The sequence below is a fragment of the Bradyrhizobium sp. Pha-3 genome (assembly GCF_042258615.1).
Classification (GTDB): Bacteria; Pseudomonadota; Alphaproteobacteria; order Rhizobiales; family Xanthobacteraceae; genus Bradyrhizobium.
Window position 1 is genome coordinate 5,216,059 of sequence record NZ_CP170152.1, and the last position, 15,837, is coordinate 5,231,895.

Sequence of the window (15,837 nt, forward strand, 5' to 3'; positions counted from 1 at the left end):
AGCCCGATAAGCAAAGTCACCACGTATTTCAGGGTACGGCGGCTTCGATGCGACCTTCTGCGCCGTAACAGCTTGTCACATGGATCCCGGATGAATTCGACAATCGTGCCGACCAATCAGATCGATCATTGCGAAGTATGCGGCAACCGAACCCTTGCCCCCGTGCTGGATCTCGGGACCCACCCCATGTGCGACGATCTGATTGCGGTCGGAAGCTCGCGGACGTGCGCCGAATACCCGATCGAAATACTCTTCTGCGACAATTGCCGGACCGCACACCAGCGCTTTCAGGTTCCAAAGCGCGAGCTGTTTCCCGAAAGTTATCACTACCGGTCGCGCTTTACTGCCGACGTGCTCTCCGGAATGAAGAGCCTTGCCGATTCCTGCGAGCAGCGCTTCGGCCTGGTTGCAGGGAGGAAGGTCGTCGATGTCGGCTGCAACGACGGAAGCCTGCTCGATTTCTTCCGTGAGAAGGGCGCCACCACCATCGGCGTTGAGCCGACCTCAGCTGCGCAGGATTGTGCCGCGAAAGGACACTTTACCATCCATGATTTCTTCACCGAGGCAACGGCGGAGCAGATCGTAGCCACGCATGGCAAGCCGGACTTCATCACCTTCACCAACGTGTTCGCGCATATCGAGGACCTCGGCAGCGTTATCGCCGCGCTGAAGCGCCTGATCGGCGAAAAGACCATCCTGGTCATCGAGAACCACTATCTCGGATCGGTTTTGCTCACCAATCAGTTCGACACTTTCTATCACGAGCATCCGCGCACATACAGCTACCGCTCGTTCGTGTTCATCGCCCGCGCACTCGGTCTCAATCTGATCGACGTGCAGTTTCCCGCGCGTTACGGCGGCAACATTCGTGTCTTTGCAGGCAAGCTGGCGTCCGCGGTAGACCTCGCAACGATAGAGAAGCTTGAGGCCAAGGAGGCGCAGTTCGGCCGGGACTTCGCAACACTCCGCAGCGGCGTGACGCGCTGGCGCGACAAGAAGAGTGAGGAGTTGAGGACTCTCGTACAGAACAATGGACCGCTTCGCGGCAAGGCCTTCCCGGGGCGCGCCGCCATCCTGATCAAGCTGCTGGCACTCGGCAATGACTCGATCTCGATCGTGCATGAGAAGCCCGGCTCGATGAAGATCGGCCATTACCTGCCGGGCACGCGGATCCCGATCGGTTCCGACGATGATCTGCTCAAGGCCCCACGGGGCGCCAATCCATTGCTCAATCTGGCATGGCACATTCCGGTCGAGATACGCAATTATCTCAAGGAAATTGGCTATGAAGGTCCGGTGATCGACATTTTGAGCCAGCAGGATTTTCAGCCTGGCGCGTGAGACCGCCAATACAACTCAACCGCCACGACGCGGCGAATTGAAAGCCAAGACATGAAAGCGGTCATTCTCGCTGGTGGGTTCGGCACACGTCTTTCCGAGGAAACCGACCTTGTGCCCAAGCCGCTGGTTGAAATCGGCGGCCGGCCGATTTTGTGGCACGTGATGAAGCTGTACGCGGCAGCCGGGCTGAATGATTTCGTCATCTGCGCGGGCTACAAGGCATCGATGATCAAGCACTATTTCGCCAGCTACTTCCTCGAAACCAACGACATCGAAATTCGCACCGCCACGCGCGAAGTCCACTACCTCACGCCCAAATCGCTTGATGACTGGACAGTGAAGATCATCGATACCGGCCTGAATACTATGACCGGCGGACGTATCAAGCGTGCTGCACCGTACTTGGATGGAACCTTCTGCCTCACCTATGGCGATGGCGTCGCCAACCTCGATATCGCCAAGGTGATCGCATTCCATCGCAGCCATGGCAAGCTTGCGACGGTGACGTCAGTCCCCTCACCTGGCCGTTTCGGCATTCTCGATATGGACCAGCACGATGCCGTATCGCGGTTTCACGAAAAGCCGGACGCCGAAATGGGCTGGATCAATGGCGGGTTCTTCGTCCTCGAACCTCGCGTCCTCGACTATATCGACGCCGACGAAACGGTTTGGGAACGTCGGCCGCTGGAACGGCTGGCAGCCGATGGACAATTGATGGCCTATCGCCATCCAGGATTCTGGAAGGCGATGGATACGCTGCGAGAGAAGCGCGAGCTCGAAGAAATGTGGGCCTCAGGCTCGGCCCCGTGGAAGCTTTGGTGAGAACCGATGACACAGCCCGACGACATCAAAGCTGCCGAGTTCGACGCCTACACGGCGAACTACAATGAAGAGATCAACAGGGCCTTGAATTTTTCGGGCCTCGATATCGACTTCTTCGCGCGCGTTAAGAATGACTATCTGGTCGATATCCTCGACGCACGTCAGGGCGGCGCAGCCAAAGCCGAACTGCTCGACGTCGGCTGTGGCGTTGCCAATGCCCACAAGCAATTGACCGATCGGGTCGGCGGGATTTCGGGAATTGACGTTTCGGGCGCCAGTATCGCGGTGGCGCGTCAACGCAATCCTGGCATCCGCTACGAAGTCTTCGACGGCACTCATCTGCCGTTTGGCAACCAGTCATTCGATGGCGCGTTCGCGATCAATGTGTTTCATCACGTCCCCGTCGCACAGCGGCCGGCGCTGGTTGCCGACGTGCGCCGCGTGCTGCGTCCCGGAGGATTGTTCGCGATCTTCGAGCACAATCCATTCAATCCCGTGACCCGGCGCATCGTCAACACCTGCGAATTCGACAGGGATGCGGTGCTGTTGAAACGACGTGATTCCGAAGCACTTCTCGCGGGCGCGGGCTTCAAGGATATCAGCACGCGATATATCTTTTCGGTGCCGGCGGCCGGCCCCCTGCTCCGCAGAGTTGACCGGCTGTTTTCGTTGCTACCGTTCGGCGCGCAGTATTATACGCTGGGGACCAACCGCTAGAGTGCTGCCAAAGCTTCGAGCGGCTCTCTGGCGGGATTCGCAGCCCCTCTGGCGGAAGTTGATTTCAAAACTCCCGATGCGGATCTACTCAAACAAATACAAGTGCTTTGCAAGAGCCATCCAGCCAACCTACCTTAGGGCGATCCGTGGTTGATGTCCGATTAGGAGCAAGCACATCGCACGGCTTCGCCGACGGCATCTGTCGTCAATTGCCTCCTACCTCGATTGCGCCTAAGACTGTCGCGCTCGATGTGGTGAGTGACGGAAATGAAACGCCGACCCAAGCCCTCTGCGCTACATGCTCACGGGTCCACCGTCAGCGGCAGCTCGCCCTGACCGCCCGTCCAGTCGATGATGTCGAGCTGCAGCCCTCGCTTCAGCATCTCGGCCTCGAGACTGCCGGCGTGGCGTTTCCATTCGGGCGTCGTGCGGACACGGAATCTTGGCTCTTCGCCGTGTGACTCGAATTCATCGTCGGCCTTGAGCGCGCCGCGGATGGCCTCGTACATCATCTTCAGGCTGGCGTCGGTGAAGGCGCCGTAGTCCATCGGTCGTCTCCCTCAGCACTCTCGGAACGCAAAAGGCCGCCACGGAGCTTATCGTGGCGGCCTACTGCATAGCGGCCCATCCAGACGGCCCAAGGAGAGCGTGAGTGAGTCGAGTTAACGAAACGTTGTTGGTGCGGTGGCGGCATCCCCGGGGAACAAGGCCAGGATCATCTGCACGGCGCCGCAGCCGTGCCGGCCCGACCGCGCGTCACAGCCTCAGGCACCGAAACAGTTGGGCGAGCGCCGTGTTGGCGGATTGTGCGCGCCGTTCGAGGATTTCGGCCGCCGTGGCATAGTTGCGCGCCAGGATCTGGAGCGCGCGTCGAGCATCCGGCAGCGTGGACTGCCTGGCCATCTCCAGGCACTGGTGCTCGAAGTAGCGAAGCTCCTCAAGTTCGGTCATTGCGATTCGTCCGATTTCATCTGCATCTTCGAACTCAGTGCGCCAACGGCCTAGTGAAAGTTTGGCAAGATTGTTGCGGACGCGGGATGATCTGGTCGGAGTGTTGCTGGACGCGCGATTTGATAATCACTGCTCCGTGACCAGCGCGGTGCGTGCTGCGCGGATCGACAAGCACGCCCGATCGCTTCACTATGCGCGAGTCTTGCTCCGGACGCAGCAATGTCCTGACCGCAGGCGCGTCGCTGAGTTGGCATTGTTGAACCCGATGAAGAAACGCGATTGGGTCTTTGTGGCCGCCTGTGTGGCCGGCGCGCTGCTGTTCGGTGTCTGGAGCTTCCGGATGGGTGTTGCGTTTCATCGCTCCCGGCAGGGCCCAACCGATCTCTCCAGTTCGCACCGCCGCGGCCAGGACGGCGCTCAGGACGGCTCTTCTGCGAGCAGCCCTGCCCGGCCCGCGGCCGACGACAGCGACGAACAGGCCCGACAGCCGCGATAGGTGGCGCAACTGCATTCTTCACCGCCGCATGGCCTCGATCTATGCCCACGCCAGGCCCGCGACGACAGCGGGCTCATCATCGTCCGTCCTCGCACCGGTGAGCCGCCTGCGGCGCGCGCTGTCCTTGGCGCGACGATGACGCGTGTCGAACCGGCGTAGCGCCATCGGCACACGCTGCGCGAGGCTTTGAGCGAGCTCGATGGCCTGTCTGACGACGGCCATGACGGTCGCCACGCGCGTGAACAGGCCGACCAGGAAAATCATCGAGAAGACGTCGATATAGGCCAGCATATCGCCGACCAGCATCAATTCGGGAGGAAGCGGGATCCGGTGCAGATAGGCTCCGATCACGATGACGACCGGGATCAGCGCAATCAGCTTCCGCAACGTCAGCCGGTCCAGCAAGGCGGCGAACTCAACGACCAGTACCTGCCAGAGCCAGTCGCCAAGCGCGGCCGGCTTGTCGATCGTCCAGGACTTCCACAAGGTCCACCACAACTGCCGCCAGTTCCGTTTCCACATCGCGGCGTCCGCATCCTCTCGAGCGCAATTCCGGCGGCTACGGCTTCGAGGACGCCTCGCTGCCGTCGCCCTCGACCGCAGCGCCTTCCACATCAGCCGAGTCGGCCGATGGAAAGATGCGCTCGTAGTTGGCCCTGGCCTCGCGAATCAGCCGCGCACGCTCGCGTTCCGATTTCGAGATGAACCTGATGATCTCGCCCATGTGCTCTCCAACGCAGGGGGAATTATCCGATCATCGGCAATGCAACCATCGTGCCTGATGGCGGCCTGGCCGACATGCTCGCGGCGCTTACCGTACCCGCCGCGGCGCTATCCGCTGCTGGCTGAACGCGACACGCGGATTGATGCCGCAATAGGCATCGCGGCCCGACGCCGACGCCTGGCACTGCTCGTAGGTCTGGTAGCCGCAATAGCCGGGATATCCCTCGTCCCTGCCCTGGATGCACCAGGGATAGTCGTAGGGATCGGCCGCCGCCGGCTGTGCGGAGCCGACAATCCAGCTCGTCCCGAGCGCCGCGAACGCCAGAATTGCCAAATTCGACCTGCGCATGAGCCAGCTTCCTTCCTCGATCGGCACCCAGCCGTTGATTTAGGTACGCCGGGGAAATCTGCGAGGTTTCCGCTCGCCGCCTCAAGAAGGTGTGACCCGCGCGCGGAGCAGCGCATCGGAAGCCAGGGCGCCCCGGAAGGGCGCGGGACCCAACAAAAAACACGAGGCCCGGTGTGCCTAGGAGCCCGGGCCTCGTGTCTGATGTCCCCCGCCTCAGTGGCGGATCAGGTATTGTGGTTACGCGAGCTTGTCGGCGCGATCCATCCCGGATGACTACGGGGGTCAGGCGCGCGCAGACTTCACTTGCTGTAGCTGTAGAACCCCTGCCCGGTCTTGCGGCCGAGATGGCCGGCATCGACCATCTCCTTCAGCAGCGGCGCCGGCCGGTACTTGGGATCGTTGAAGCCGGTGTAGAACACCTCCATCACCGACAGCATGGTGTCGAGCCCGATCAGGTCGGCAAGTGCGAGCGGGCCGATCGGATGGTTGCAGCCGAGCTTCATGCCGGCATCGATCTCTTCCGCGGTCGCAATGCCTTCCTGCAGCGCGAAGATCGCCTCGTTGATCATCGGGCACAGGATGCGGTTCACAGCAAAGCCCGGGCTGTTCTTCGCCGTGATCGCGACCTTGCCGACACGCTTGGCGAAGGCTTCGGCCTTGGCGACCGTGTCGTCCGAGGTCTGCAGGCCGCGGATCAATTCGAGCAACGCCATCACGGGCACCGGATTGAAGAAGTGCATCCCGATGAAGCGGTCGGGACGATCGGTCGAGGCCGCAAGGCGGGTGATCGAGATCGACGAGGTGTTGGTCGCGACCAGCGCGCTCGGCTTCAGCCCGGCGCAGAGATCCTTGAGGATCTTGACCTTCAGCTCTTCGTTCTCGGTGGCGGCTTCGATCACGAGATCGCAGGCGGCAAGCTTGGACTTGTCGGTGGTCGCGTCGATCCGCGCGAGCGTCGCGTCGCGATCGGCCGCCGTCATCTTCTCCTTGGCGACCAGGCGATCGAGACTCGACCCGACCGTCTTCAGGCCGCGTTGCACTGCCGCGTCCGAGATATCCACCATGGTCACGGCAAGCCCCGCCGCCGCGCAGATTTGCGCGATGCCGTTGCCCATGGTTCCGGCGCCGATGATGCCAACCGTCTCGATCATTGTGTCTGTCCCTTCTCGTCGCTTGCGCCGCCGCGCGGCCGCATCGTCAAAAACGGCGGACCCTTGGGGTCCGCGGATGGCGCATGCATAGCAGTCCGGCCGAACGGCCGATACAGGAGATGGCGGTATTCTGGTGAGGTCTATTCCGGGCGCGGCGGGATGGATCGCCGTGGCGGGACGGCGGCGCGCGGCGGCAATTGAGGGCGCGGCGGCTCTGCCGCGCGCGACGGCTCGAGCACGCGGTTGAGCCGCACGATCCACCAGGCGAACCGCCCGTAGCTGCGGCGCAGCGCCGATCCAAATCCCTCGTCGGTGTCCTGGTCGCGATCCATGCCGCAATCGTTAACGCCGATCGTTGAAGGAACGGTGTGACGCACTCACGGGCTGCGCCAGCCGCCGTTAGGAATTTGGCAACCATCTACGCGCAGGCTGAAGGCTGCGGCGCCGGTCATCTCCCGGATTGCACGGGCCAGACCCGTGCCGCAGCATCGCCATGGCGGCGCGACTCGCTTTTAATTGATCGAATTTTCCGCCGGGTGCCGCGACATAAGGACATTAGACGACGAGGGCTACGCCCATGCTTTCTGAAAAATTCTTTTTGGTTCTCGAGACATTGCTCAACGGCCAGACCCATTCCGACGGAAGCCCGCGTGTGGTGAGCGCATCACCCCACGTCCCGGTCAAGCTTCCGCAGGAGAGCCAGCCGGGACGCAAGCCTCCTCGCTAGGCTTCCCGCCGCGAGCCAACCTGATCGATCGCCGCGACGCGTAAAGCTGGTCGTCGGGCTCGCGCACGTGATCCAGCTCATAGTCGGTGAAGGTGAGCCACGCTACACCACGCCCGCAACGAAGTGGTGCCGCCGTGAACTATAAGAGCGACAGCAAGACCGATTTCGGGAGCATCGCCGTCGCGATCTGCGTCGGCGCCTACACAGCGATCATGCTCGCCTATCTCGCCCAATACGATCTCGGGCTGACGGCCACAGAGACGCGCCATCTCTCGGTGGTGGCCGCGCTGTTCCTCGCGCTGCCGATCGCGCTGGATCTCCTGCGCACCGGCCCCGGCAACGCGCGCTGAGCCGGGCAACGGCGCGCCCACCCATCCGATCTCCCCTGCCGAACACGCGCCTGCGCAACATAGCGCTAGGTGAAGCGACGCGAATCAGCGTTACTTTGCAACTGATCACTTCGTGGGATTTGGCTGCATGACCCAGCCCAGCGTCCTGGATCAGAAGATTTTGGATCAGAACATTCGCGAGCTGCAGGAATGGCTCCGCAACGCCTGGCAACAGCTTGCGGACCCCTCGCTCACCGCCTTCTCCCGACGCGAACTGCGCAACCAGATGAAGCAATGCAACGCCGATCTGCGCGTGCAGTTACAGGCCGCTTCCAAGCAAATGCTGAGTCAGCCGGCTGCATCGGGCAAGACGTTCGTCAGACCCGAGCTGCGGATACTCGCCTAGGAGCGCTTTCCAGCGCAGCGGATGGCGGCTCGCGCAAAAAAACGCGCCGGTGTCACACGCGCCAGCGCGCCAATATGCCGCGATCTCCTGCTGCATGCGCGCCATACGCACCCTCTGCTTGTGCAGGGGCGCCCGACAAGGCACAGCAAAACGGCCCCGGCATGCCTATATAGGGCGTCGCAGAGCGGCCCATGCCGCCAAACCTCAGGGACTCCCGTGTTATATCTGGAACTTGCGATCGTGGCGGTCTTGATCGTCGTCAACGGTCTGTTGTCGATGTCGGAGCTCGCGATCGTCTCCTCCCGTCCGGCGCGCCTCGCCGCGCTGGTCGAACGCGGCGTCAGCGGCTCGCGCCGCGCGCTTGCGCTGGCCTCCGATCCCGGAAAATTTCTCTCCACGGTGCAGATCGGCATCACGCTGATCGGCGTGCTGTCGGGCGCCTTCTCGGGTGCGACGCTGGGCCAGCGGCTTTCGCAATGGCTGTTCGAGGTTGGAGTGCCGGCCAACGTCGCCGACGCTGCCGGTGTCGGCATCGTGGTCGGCGTGATCACCTACGCCTCGCTGATCGTCGGCGAGCTCGTGCCGAAGCAGATCGCGCTGCGCGATCCGGAGGCGATCGCGGTGCGGGCCGCTCCGGCGATGACGGTGATGGCAAGACTGTCGCTGCCGGTGGTGTGGCTGCTCGACCGCTCCGGCAAGTCGTTGCTTTGGCTGCTGGGCCATCGCGAGGATGCGCAGGACCGCGTCAGCGAGGACGAGATCAAGACGCTGGTGGTGGAGGCCGAAAACGCCGGCGTGCTGGAGCCAGGCGAAAAGGAGATGATCGCCGGCGTGATGCGGCTCGGCGATCTGCCGGTCGGCGCCGTCATGACGCCGCGCCACGAGGTCAGCCTGATCGACCTCGCCGCTCCCGCGGCCGAGATCCTGTCGGCGCTGCAGAAGAGCAGCCACTCGCGCTGCGTGGTGTTCGACGGCAACCGCGATCATGCGCTCGGCATCGTGCAGGCCAAGGACGTGCTCGACGTCTACCTCGCCGGCCAGACGCCCGACATCCGCGCGCTGACGCGCGATGCGCCGATCATTCCGGAGACCGTCGACGCCCGCGACGTGGTCGCGATCCTGCGCGACTCCGCGGTGCATATCGGCCTCGTGCACGACGAATACGGCACCTTCCAGGGAGTCGTCACCAGCGCCGACATCCTCGAGGCCATCGTCGGCGCCTTCCATACCGAGGAAGGCCCGGCCGAGCCCGCCTATGTCAGGCGCGACGACGGCTCCTACCTGATCTCGGGCTGGATGCCGGCGCTCGAGTTCAGCGAACTGCTCGGCATCGTGCTGCCCTCGCCGCGGCCCTACCAGACCGCCGCCGGCTTCCTGCTGCATGCGTTCGGCGCGATCCCCGATACCGGTGCGAAAACCAGTGCACAGGGCTGGGATTTCGAGATCGTCGATCTCGACGGCCGGCGCATCGACAAGGTGCTGGCGAGCAAGCAGCCGGCGGCCTGAGGTTGCCAGCCGGCCGGCCTGTTGATAACGGGCAGGACAACGAAACAGGCGGCCGCTGTGTGCTATCGGCATAACGGCCGCCGAAAAGCCCTCCGAGTGAACCCCACGGAATTGATCCCATGCGCATAACTCTTGTCGGTTCCCGCCATTTCGGCGTGACGACCCTGAACATGCTGCGCGAGCACCACGTCACGCTGGTCAGGGTGGTGGTCCATGACGGCGAGGACCGGCTGGCGGCAGCGGCCAGGGCGGCCGGCATCGACGTCGTCGTCCAGGCCGACCCCAAGCTGGTGACGGCCGCCGAGATCGCGCCGGGCACGGACCTGATCGTAACCGCCCATAGCCACGCCCGGGTCAGCAAGGAAGCACTTGCCGTGGCCAAGCTTGGGGGCATCGGGTACCACCCGTCGCTGCTGCCGCGTCACCGCGGCATCGCAGCGGTGGAGTGGACCATCAAGGAAGGCGATCCGATCGCCGGCGGCAGCATCTATCACCTCGCCGATCGCATGGACGCCGGCGCGATCGCCGCCCAGGACTGGGTGTTCGTCAAGAAGGGCGAGACGGCCCGCGAGCTGTGGGAGCGCGCGCTGGCACCGCTCGGGCTGCGTCTGCTCGCCGAGGTCATCGACTACGGCAAGGTCAATGGCGCGCTGCCGGCCAAGGTCCAGGATGAGCAGTTTGCGACCAAGGCGCCTAACCTCAGCCCAAGCAAGCATTAATCCAAGCCCTCGGTATAATAATACCACAAAACCGAAAAAGCGGGTCGGATTCTCCGTTCCTGATCGGGAACCGAATTCACCATGATGTGTTTGAATTCACAGGAACATCCGGGGCTCTCGCGACGCAGCAAATTTTGAACACATTGTGACAGGATAAGCCGCGTCATCACACGAAATTACAGGGATTTGATTCATGCGTTCGATCCGCATTCGCGACCTGATTTTGGTCACTTCGGTCGCTTCGGCTGCCGCCCTCACCGCTGCTCCCGCCTCCGCCCAGCAGCCCTATGACGGCCTTTGGAGCGTCACTGTCGTCACCAAGACCGGTAGCTGCGAGCCGTCGTCCAGCTCGACCTTGACCGTGTCGGAAGGAAAGATCACCGCGCCGGGCGCGACGATCTCCGGCACCGTCGGCAGCGGGGGCCTTGTGCGAGTCTCGATCAATGGTGCATATGCGAACGGACAACTCAGTGGCAACTCCGGATCGGGGAAGTGGAATGGGGCATCAGCTGGCGTACCGTGCAGCGGCCGATGGGAAGCATCCCGTCAGTAAGATCAGCAGCGTATCAAGTTTATTCGCCATCGCGCGGCGGCCAGCATTTGCAGCCGCCGCGTTTTTCGTGACGGCATTGGCAAGCACCGCAGGCCATGCCCAGTCCAGCCCGTTCGCCGGCATGGCGGGCACCTGGTCCGGCGCCGGCTCAGTCACCCTCGACGACGGTTCCAGCGAGCGTATCCGCTGCCGTGCGACCTATCACGTCGGTGGGCCCCGGATGACCATGAGCCTCACCTGCGCCAGCGACGCCTACAAGTTCAACCTGGCGGCCGACGTGCAGGCCGAGGGTAATGCGGTCACTGGCTCCTGGAGCGAGTCCAGCCGCAATGTCAACGGCGATCTGCGAGGTCGCGGCGGCGGCGGCAACTTCCAGGTCGTTGCCAGCGCGCCCGGCTTCAACGCCGACATCGCGATGCGCACCGCCGGCAACAAGCAGTCCGTCACGATCAGGGCCGACAGCCAGTTCCGCGGCGCCAATATCACGCTCTCGAAGTAACCAATCGGTACTCAGACGAGAAAAGCCCTCGGGGATGACCCGAGGGCTTTTTGTTTGGCCGCGCGGCAATCGCGCGCAGGTGCCTCTATGCGGCGGGTACGAACGCGGTGACCTCGATCTCGACCTTGGCGCGCTGATCGACCAGCCCGTCGATATAAAGCAGCGTGGACGGCGGGAAATTGCGCCCGAGCGTCTCCTTCCACGCAGCACCGATACCGGCGCCCGCGGCCTCGTATTCGCTGCGGCTGGTCAGGTACCAGGTCAGGCGGACGATGTGCTCGGGACCGGCGCCGGCTTCGTTCAACAGCTTGATGATGCGCTTCAGCGCCATGCCGACCTGGGCAGCCATCTCGGGCGCGTACTCGCCCTTCTCGTCGCCGCCGGTCTGCCCCGCCAAGACGATCCATCGACCCGGGGCGTCGAACGCGACACCGTGCGAGAAGCCGCGGGGTTTCGACCACTCGGCCGGTTGCAAGACACGCATGAGCAGATCCTCCTGATGTGATTATTCCCATCCTGCTTAGCAGAGATCGCGCGGCCAGCGCACCACGCATCGGCAGAATTGCGCGTTGCAAATTCATAGCGGCTCACCGATACCGGGAATCCCTCCTCATCTCGTTCCCATCATGGACCGCCCCCCCTCAAAGACTCGCGCAGCACTGTGGATGTCCGGCTGGCTCGCGCTGATGCTGATCGTGGCTGTAGCCGGCCGCGAGGCGACGCGCGAGGTCAACGTCTTCCAGCTGATGGCCGTGCGTGGCGTGCTCGGCTTCGTGATGCTGTATCCGCTGGTCCACATCAACGGCGGGTTTGCGATCGTGAAGACCGCACGCGTGCACGTCCACATCGCGCGCAACCTGATCCACTTCTGCGCGCAGCTTGGCTGGTTCTATGCGCTGACACTGATCCCGATCGGCCAGGTGGTCGCGATCGAGTTCACCATGCCGATCTGGACCGCGATCCTCGCGGCGGGCTTCCTCGGCGAACGGATGACATCCTGGAAGATCGTCGCGATCGCGCTTGGCCTCATCGGCGTCATCGTGATCGTGCGGCCGGCGACCGGTGCGATCAATCCGGGCCAGCTGATCGCGCTCGCCGCGGCCATGGGCTTCGGGGTCTCGATCGCCGTGGTCAAATCGCTGACGCGAACCGAGCAGACTCTGACGATCATCTTCTGGATGCTGATGGTGCAGTCGCTCGCCAGCATCGGGCCTGCGCTCTATCTCTGGACCTGGCCGCCGCTCTCCACCTGGGGCTGGCTTGCCGTGATCGCATTCTGCGGCACCTTCTCGCATTACTGCATGGCGCGCGCCCTGCTCCACGCCGACGCGACCGTCGTGATCCCGATGGATTTCGTCCGGGTCCCGCTGACCGCGATCGTCGGGTGGCTGATTTATGCTGAGCGGCTCGACGCCTATACGGTGCTTGGCGCGGCCATGATTCTGGCCGGCAACCTCCTGAACCTGAAGCCCGCCGCAATGGTGCCGGCGCGCACAACATGACCACCGCGCAGCGCTGCGGCTCGGCCGCAAAGCCTGCGGATTAATGCCGGGATTGCTGCTTCGAAAGCGCGTTACTTCCCGGCGGCCTTGCGCAGCGCCGCATTGATGCGGTCCTGCCAGCCAGGGCCGCCCTCCTGGAAATATGCCAGCACGTCCTGATCGATCCGCAGCGTGACCTGCTCCCGGACGCCGGGGACCGGAACGGCGGCAGTCTTTGGCAGCGCATCCGCGACCTTGGTGGTGGCCCGTTTGAACGCCGCCTCGGCTTCGCTACGGGCATCGTTCAGGGTTCGCGGTCGTCTCGGCTGGTCGGCCATGTCCTAGATTCCTTCAAACAGCACCGTCGAGAGATAGCGCTCCGAGAATGACGGCACAATCGCCAGGATGGTCTTGCCCGCTGCCTCCGGCCGCTTGCCGATCTGCAAGGCGGCGGCGATCGCTGCCCCCGACGAGATGCCGCCGGGGATGCCTTCGTTGCGCGCCAGCGCGCGCGCGGTCTCGATCGCGGTCGCGCTGTTGACCTTGACGATCTCGTCGATCACCGAACGGTCGAGGATGTCAGGGATGAAGCCCGCGCCGATGCCCTGGATCTTGTGCGGCGTATGCTGGCCGCCCGACAGCACCGGGCTCTCCTCCGGCTCCACCGCGACGACGCGCAATGACGGCTTGCGCGGCTTCAGCACCTGCCCGACGCCGGTGATGGTGCCGCCGGTGCCGACGCCGGCGACGAAATAGTCGATGTCACCGCCGGTGTCGTTCCAGATCTCCTCCGCCGTGGTGCGGCGATGGATTTCGGGGTTGGCGAGGTTCTTGAATTGTTGCGGCATGACGGCGTTGGGGGTCGTGCGCACGAGTTCTTCCGCAGTCACGATCGAGCCCTTCATGCCCTGCGCCGCCGGGGTCAGCACGATTTCTGCGCCGAGGAAGGCGAGCATGCGCCGCCGCTCGATCGACATCGATTCCGGCATCACGAGCTTCAGCCGATAGCCGCGCGACGCCGCGACATAGGCAAGCGCAATCCCGGTATTGCCCGAGGTCGGCTCGATCAGCACGGTGTCGGCGTTGATGATGCCGGCCTTCTCCATCGCCACGATCATCGCCGCGCCGATGCGGTCCTTCACGCTGGCCGCCGGATTGAAGTATTCCAGCTTGGCAAGGATCGTCGCGTTGACGCCATTTGCCTGCGGCAGTCTGCGCAGCCGCACGATCGGCGTCGAGCCAATCGCATCGACGATGGAGTCAAAGACGCGGCCGCGTCCGGGTTGCACTGCACTCGTTGTCGACGGCGCGTCCATCAAGCGGCTCCTGCTGCGGGATATGCTGGAAATATGCGGTCTTCTCTCATTAGAAGCAGCGCATCATGGCGCGCAAGTGAGAAACCGCCGAGACGCAAATTCGTTGCATCGCAAAAACTAGAACCTGCGCAAATAACGTAAAACCTACGCATTTGTGTTGCGACAAGGTCAAACAAGTGCGTCTATATGCTTTCGTCAGATGCAGCTCAGAACGCAAAGGAGGTCACATGCCAGCTCTCGCTGAAGTTCTGTCGACCGCAGCGTCCAGGCCCGATCCGCGCGGCAGCGATTTGCCGACCTGTCCGGTGTGTGCTGACTCCATGGTGGCGGCCGAAGCGTCCGCGTACCTGTTCGACAATCTGATCAGCTATCTCTGGACCTGCGACAATTGCGGTTACGGGTTCGTGACCAAGCACTCGGTGAAACCGATCGTGTGCAACTGATCACACAGCTCAGTTCGGAGCGATGTCACCGCGCGCCCAACCGGCGCGCGTTTTCGTTTTGAATTCCTCGAAAGTGCCGCTTGCCACCGCATCGCGGATGCCCTGCATCAGCTCCTGGTAATAGGCAACGTTGATTTCGGACAGCAGCATTGCCCCAAGTGTCTCGCCGGCACGCACCAGATGGTGCAGATAGGCTCGCGAAGTGTTGCGCGCGGCAGGCCACGAACTCTCCTCATCGAGCGGGCGCGGATCGTCGATGTGCCGGGCGTTGCGCAGGTTGATCTGCCCGAACCGGGTGAACGCCATGCCGTGGCGCCCGTTCCGCGTCGGCATCACACAGTCGAACATGTCGACGCCGCGCGCCACCGCCTCCAGGATGTCTTCGGGCGTGCCGACGCCCATCAGATAGCGCGGCCGATCGGACGGCAGCGCCGGCGCGGTCTCCTCGATCATCGACAGCATCACCGCCTGCGGCTCGCCGACCGCCAGCCCGCCGATCGCGTAGCCGTGAAAGCCGATCCCGGTGAGGCCACGCGCGCTGGCGTGGCGGAGATCGGGGATGTCGCCGCCCTGGACGATGCCGAACAGCATGTAGCCGTCCGGCGCGCTCTCGAAGGCACGCTTGGAGCGTTCGGCCCAGCGCAGCGACAGCTGCATCGCGCGCTCGATGTCGGCGCGCTCGGCCGGCAGCCGCACGCATTCGTCCATCTGCATCGCGATGTCGGAGCCGAGCAGCCGTTGCACCTCGATCGAGCGCTCCGGCGACAGCTCGACCTTGGCGCCGTCGATATGCGAGCGGAAGGTCACGGCCTTCTCGGTCACCTTGCGCAGCTCCGAGAGCGACATCACCTGGAAGCCGCCGGAATCCGTCAGCATCGGGCCGCCCCAGCCGGTGAAGCGCTGCAGGCCGCCAAGCCCTGCGATCCGCTCGGCGCCGGGCCGCAACATCAGGTGATAGGTGTTGCCGAGCACGATATCGGCGCCGGCATCGCGCACCTCGCGCCAATGCATGCCCTTCATCGCCCCCGCAGTACCGACCGGCATGAATGCGGGTGTCCGGACGACGCCATGCGGTGTGGCCAGGCGCCCCGTGCGGGCGGCGCCATCAGTTGCCAGCAGTTCGAAATGATTGGGAAGATTCATGCGGCTGCTTATTGCGTGTCGCCGGGGCCCGATCAACCCGTCGGGTAACGGCCTCCGCGCGACTTCGTGAACGGCAACGGCCGGACGGACGCTTGCCCCGGAACAGTCGTTCCATTAAACAAAACGAAACCGTATCGTTTTATGTCGAGGATATGGCCGTGGGTC

At 63.5% G+C, this 15,837-nt stretch carries 23 protein-coding genes; 12 read left to right on the forward strand and 11 right to left on the reverse strand.

The features are described 5' to 3' along the window. Positions 1 to 90: 90 nt before the first annotated feature. From ACE10Z_RS24835 to ACE10Z_RS24845, 3 genes are read left to right on the forward strand one after another with little or no spacing between them, the layout of a single operon-like run. Positions 91 to 1,341, forward strand: coding sequence for a class I SAM-dependent methyltransferase (locus ACE10Z_RS24835; protein ID WP_375783116.1), 1,251 nt, complete (start codon positions 91 to 93; stop codon positions 1,339 to 1,341). A gap of 51 nt (positions 1,342 to 1,392) precedes the next feature. Continuing rightward, positions 1,393 to 2,163, forward strand: coding sequence for a glucose-1-phosphate cytidylyltransferase (gene rfbF / locus ACE10Z_RS24840; protein ID WP_375783117.1), 771 nt, complete (start codon positions 1,393 to 1,395; stop codon positions 2,161 to 2,163). Between the two features lie 6 nt (positions 2,164 to 2,169). Next, positions 2,170 to 2,880: a class I SAM-dependent methyltransferase gene (locus tag ACE10Z_RS24845; RefSeq protein ID WP_375783118.1), complete on the forward strand. Its 711-nt coding sequence runs from the start codon at positions 2,170 to 2,172 to the stop codon at positions 2,878 to 2,880. A 302-nt stretch (positions 2,881 to 3,182) separates the two neighbouring features. Here ACE10Z_RS24845 and ACE10Z_RS24850 read toward each other — a convergent pair whose 3' ends face one another. After that, on the reverse strand, positions 3,183 to 3,428 hold the full coding sequence (locus ACE10Z_RS24850) for a hypothetical protein (RefSeq protein ID WP_375783119.1): 246 nt from the start codon (positions 3,426 to 3,428) through the stop codon (positions 3,183 to 3,185). Between the two features lie 208 nt (positions 3,429 to 3,636). Further along, positions 3,637 to 3,831: a hypothetical protein gene (locus ACE10Z_RS24855; protein ID WP_223975152.1), complete on the reverse strand. Its 195-nt coding sequence runs from the start codon at positions 3,829 to 3,831 to the stop codon at positions 3,637 to 3,639. A 256-nt stretch (positions 3,832 to 4,087) separates the two neighbouring features. On the opposite strand from ACE10Z_RS24855, the gene ACE10Z_RS24860 reads away from it, so the two are divergent. Continuing rightward, complete coding sequence (locus tag ACE10Z_RS24860; protein WP_375783120.1) at positions 4,088 to 4,327, forward strand: hypothetical protein; 240 nt, start codon at positions 4,088 to 4,090, stop codon at positions 4,325 to 4,327. Between the two features lie 39 nt (positions 4,328 to 4,366). On the opposite strand, the gene ACE10Z_RS24865 is transcribed toward ACE10Z_RS24860, so the two are convergent. From ACE10Z_RS24865 to ACE10Z_RS24885, 5 genes are all read right to left on the reverse strand, one after another. Beyond that, positions 4,367 to 4,849: a hypothetical protein gene (locus tag ACE10Z_RS24865; RefSeq protein WP_375783121.1), complete on the reverse strand. Its 483-nt coding sequence runs from the start codon at positions 4,847 to 4,849 to the stop codon at positions 4,367 to 4,369. A gap of 37 nt (positions 4,850 to 4,886) precedes the next feature. Further along, entirely contained in the window at positions 4,887 to 5,051 is a 165-nt protein-coding gene (locus tag ACE10Z_RS24870) for a hypothetical protein (RefSeq protein ID WP_375783122.1), read from the reverse strand. 87 nt (positions 5,052 to 5,138) lie between these two features. Further along, positions 5,139 to 5,399, reverse strand: coding sequence for a DUF3551 domain-containing protein (locus ACE10Z_RS24875; protein WP_375783123.1), 261 nt, complete (start codon positions 5,397 to 5,399; stop codon positions 5,139 to 5,141). A 299-nt stretch (positions 5,400 to 5,698) separates the two neighbouring features. Then, positions 5,699 to 6,550, reverse strand: coding sequence for a 3-hydroxybutyryl-CoA dehydrogenase (locus ACE10Z_RS24880; protein ID WP_375783124.1), 852 nt, complete (start codon positions 6,548 to 6,550; stop codon positions 5,699 to 5,701). 140 nt (positions 6,551 to 6,690) lie between these two features. Then, positions 6,691 to 6,882, reverse strand: a complete 192-nt coding sequence (locus ACE10Z_RS24885; RefSeq protein WP_375783125.1) for a hypothetical protein — start codon at positions 6,880 to 6,882, stop codon at positions 6,691 to 6,693. 529 nt (positions 6,883 to 7,411) lie between these two features. On the opposite strand from ACE10Z_RS24885, the gene ACE10Z_RS24890 reads away from it, so the two are divergent. The 6 genes from ACE10Z_RS24890 to ACE10Z_RS24915 all read left to right on the forward strand — a co-directional run bounded on the left by ACE10Z_RS24890 (position 7,412) and on the right by ACE10Z_RS24915 (position 11,289). Then, positions 7,412 to 7,627, forward strand: a complete 216-nt coding sequence (locus tag ACE10Z_RS24890; protein WP_375783126.1) for a hypothetical protein — start codon at positions 7,412 to 7,414, stop codon at positions 7,625 to 7,627. A gap of 127 nt (positions 7,628 to 7,754) precedes the next feature. Then, positions 7,755 to 8,012 (forward strand): hypothetical protein, encoded by a 258-nt coding sequence (locus ACE10Z_RS24895; protein ID WP_375783127.1) that lies wholly within the window; start codon positions 7,755 to 7,757, stop codon positions 8,010 to 8,012. A 216-nt stretch (positions 8,013 to 8,228) separates the two neighbouring features. Continuing rightward, positions 8,229 to 9,518, forward strand: coding sequence for a hemolysin family protein (locus ACE10Z_RS24900; protein WP_375783128.1), 1,290 nt, complete (start codon positions 8,229 to 8,231; stop codon positions 9,516 to 9,518). A 119-nt stretch (positions 9,519 to 9,637) separates the two neighbouring features. Further along, positions 9,638 to 10,237, forward strand: coding sequence for a formyltransferase family protein (locus ACE10Z_RS24905; RefSeq protein ID WP_375783129.1), 600 nt, complete (start codon positions 9,638 to 9,640; stop codon positions 10,235 to 10,237). 193 nt (positions 10,238 to 10,430) lie between these two features. Beyond that, positions 10,431 to 10,790: a hypothetical protein gene (locus ACE10Z_RS24910; RefSeq protein ID WP_375783130.1), complete on the forward strand. Its 360-nt coding sequence runs from the start codon at positions 10,431 to 10,433 to the stop codon at positions 10,788 to 10,790. Beyond that, positions 10,735 to 11,289 (forward strand): hypothetical protein, encoded by a 555-nt coding sequence (locus ACE10Z_RS24915; protein ID WP_375783131.1) that lies wholly within the window; start codon positions 10,735 to 10,737, stop codon positions 11,287 to 11,289. The genes ACE10Z_RS24910 and ACE10Z_RS24915 overlap by 56 nt, the downstream gene beginning before the upstream one ends. Before the next feature lie 85 nt (positions 11,290 to 11,374). Here ACE10Z_RS24915 and ACE10Z_RS24920 read toward each other — a convergent pair whose 3' ends face one another. Further along, positions 11,375 to 11,773 carry a RidA family protein gene (locus tag ACE10Z_RS24920; RefSeq protein WP_375783132.1) on the reverse strand — a complete coding sequence of 133 codons (399 nt, stop codon included), beginning with the start codon at positions 11,771 to 11,773 and terminating at the stop codon, positions 11,375 to 11,377. 142 nt (positions 11,774 to 11,915) lie between these two features. Between ACE10Z_RS24920 and ACE10Z_RS24925 the strand changes: the two genes are divergently transcribed. Continuing rightward, the gene (locus ACE10Z_RS24925) at positions 11,916 to 12,791 is read left to right on the forward strand and encodes a DMT family transporter (RefSeq protein ID WP_375783133.1); all 876 of its coding nucleotides are present in this window, start codon (positions 11,916 to 11,918) and stop codon (positions 12,789 to 12,791) included. Positions 12,792 to 12,862: 71 nt separating this feature from the next. Here the strand turns inward: ACE10Z_RS24925 and ACE10Z_RS24930 are convergent, their stop codons facing one another. After that, a complete protein-coding gene (locus ACE10Z_RS24930) occupies positions 12,863 to 13,108 on the reverse strand; it encodes a BrnA antitoxin family protein (RefSeq protein ID WP_092114100.1) in 246 nt (81 codons plus the stop codon). A gap of 3 nt (positions 13,109 to 13,111) precedes the next feature. Then, complete coding sequence (cysK, locus tag ACE10Z_RS24935) at positions 13,112 to 14,086, reverse strand: cysteine synthase A (RefSeq protein WP_375783134.1); 975 nt, start codon at positions 14,084 to 14,086, stop codon at positions 13,112 to 13,114. A 227-nt stretch (positions 14,087 to 14,313) separates the two neighbouring features. On the opposite strand from cysK, the gene ACE10Z_RS24940 reads away from it, so the two are divergent. Continuing rightward, positions 14,314 to 14,529 carry a hypothetical protein gene (locus ACE10Z_RS24940; RefSeq protein WP_298363274.1) on the forward strand — a complete coding sequence of 72 codons (216 nt, stop codon included), beginning with the start codon at positions 14,314 to 14,316 and terminating at the stop codon, positions 14,527 to 14,529. Between the two features lie 9 nt (positions 14,530 to 14,538). Here ACE10Z_RS24940 and tgt read toward each other — a convergent pair whose 3' ends face one another. Further along, positions 14,539 to 15,672 (reverse strand): tRNA guanosine(34) transglycosylase Tgt, encoded by a 1,134-nt coding sequence (tgt, locus tag ACE10Z_RS24945; RefSeq protein WP_375783135.1) that lies wholly within the window; start codon positions 15,670 to 15,672, stop codon positions 14,539 to 14,541. Positions 15,673 to 15,837 lie beyond the last annotated feature (165 nt).

What these genes read in the sequence shown, in the direction of transcription:
- ACE10Z_RS24835 (WP_375783116.1), top strand. Translation starts at nt 91, where the DNA reads ATGAATTCGACAATCGTGCCGACCAATCAGATCGATCATTGCGAAGTA.
- rfbF (WP_375783117.1), top strand. Translation starts at nt 1,393, where the DNA reads ATGAAAGCGGTCATTCTCGCTGGTGGGTTCGGCACACGTCTTTCCGAG.
- ACE10Z_RS24845 (WP_375783118.1), top strand. Translation starts at nt 2,170, where the DNA reads ATGACACAGCCCGACGACATCAAAGCTGCCGAGTTCGACGCCTACACG.
- ACE10Z_RS24850 (WP_375783119.1), bottom strand. Translation starts at nt 3,428, where the DNA reads ATGGACTACGGCGCCTTCACCGACGCCAGCCTGAAGATGATGTACGAG.
- ACE10Z_RS24855 (WP_223975152.1), bottom strand. Translation starts at nt 3,831, where the DNA reads ATGACCGAACTTGAGGAGCTTCGCTACTTCGAGCACCAGTGCCTGGAG.
- ACE10Z_RS24865 (WP_375783121.1), bottom strand. Translation starts at nt 4,849, where the DNA reads ATGTGGAAACGGAACTGGCGGCAGTTGTGGTGGACCTTGTGGAAGTCC.
- ACE10Z_RS24870 (WP_375783122.1), bottom strand. Translation starts at nt 5,051, where the DNA reads ATGGGCGAGATCATCAGGTTCATCTCGAAATCGGAACGCGAGCGTGCG.
- ACE10Z_RS24875 (WP_375783123.1), bottom strand. Translation starts at nt 5,399, where the DNA reads ATGCGCAGGTCGAATTTGGCAATTCTGGCGTTCGCGGCGCTCGGGACG.
- ACE10Z_RS24880 (WP_375783124.1), bottom strand. Translation starts at nt 6,550, where the DNA reads ATGATCGAGACGGTTGGCATCATCGGCGCCGGAACCATGGGCAACGGC.
- ACE10Z_RS24885 (WP_375783125.1), bottom strand. Translation starts at nt 6,882, where the DNA reads ATGGATCGCGACCAGGACACCGACGAGGGATTTGGATCGGCGCTGCGC.
- ACE10Z_RS24895 (WP_375783127.1), top strand. Translation starts at nt 7,755, where the DNA reads ATGACCCAGCCCAGCGTCCTGGATCAGAAGATTTTGGATCAGAACATT.
- ACE10Z_RS24905 (WP_375783129.1), top strand. Translation starts at nt 9,638, where the DNA reads ATGCGCATAACTCTTGTCGGTTCCCGCCATTTCGGCGTGACGACCCTG.
- ACE10Z_RS24910 (WP_375783130.1), top strand. Translation starts at nt 10,431, where the DNA reads ATGCGTTCGATCCGCATTCGCGACCTGATTTTGGTCACTTCGGTCGCT.
- ACE10Z_RS24915 (WP_375783131.1), top strand. Translation starts at nt 10,735, where the DNA reads ATGGGGCATCAGCTGGCGTACCGTGCAGCGGCCGATGGGAAGCATCCC.
- ACE10Z_RS24920 (WP_375783132.1), bottom strand. Translation starts at nt 11,773, where the DNA reads ATGCGTGTCTTGCAACCGGCCGAGTGGTCGAAACCCCGCGGCTTCTCG.
- ACE10Z_RS24925 (WP_375783133.1), top strand. Translation starts at nt 11,916, where the DNA reads ATGGACCGCCCCCCCTCAAAGACTCGCGCAGCACTGTGGATGTCCGGC.
- ACE10Z_RS24930 (WP_092114100.1), bottom strand. Translation starts at nt 13,108, where the DNA reads ATGGCCGACCAGCCGAGACGACCGCGAACCCTGAACGATGCCCGTAGC.
- cysK (WP_375783134.1), bottom strand. Translation starts at nt 14,086, where the DNA reads ATGGACGCGCCGTCGACAACGAGTGCAGTGCAACCCGGACGCGGCCGC.
- ACE10Z_RS24940 (WP_298363274.1), top strand. Translation starts at nt 14,314, where the DNA reads ATGCCAGCTCTCGCTGAAGTTCTGTCGACCGCAGCGTCCAGGCCCGAT.
- tgt (WP_375783135.1), bottom strand. Translation starts at nt 15,672, where the DNA reads ATGAATCTTCCCAATCATTTCGAACTGCTGGCAACTGATGGCGCCGCC.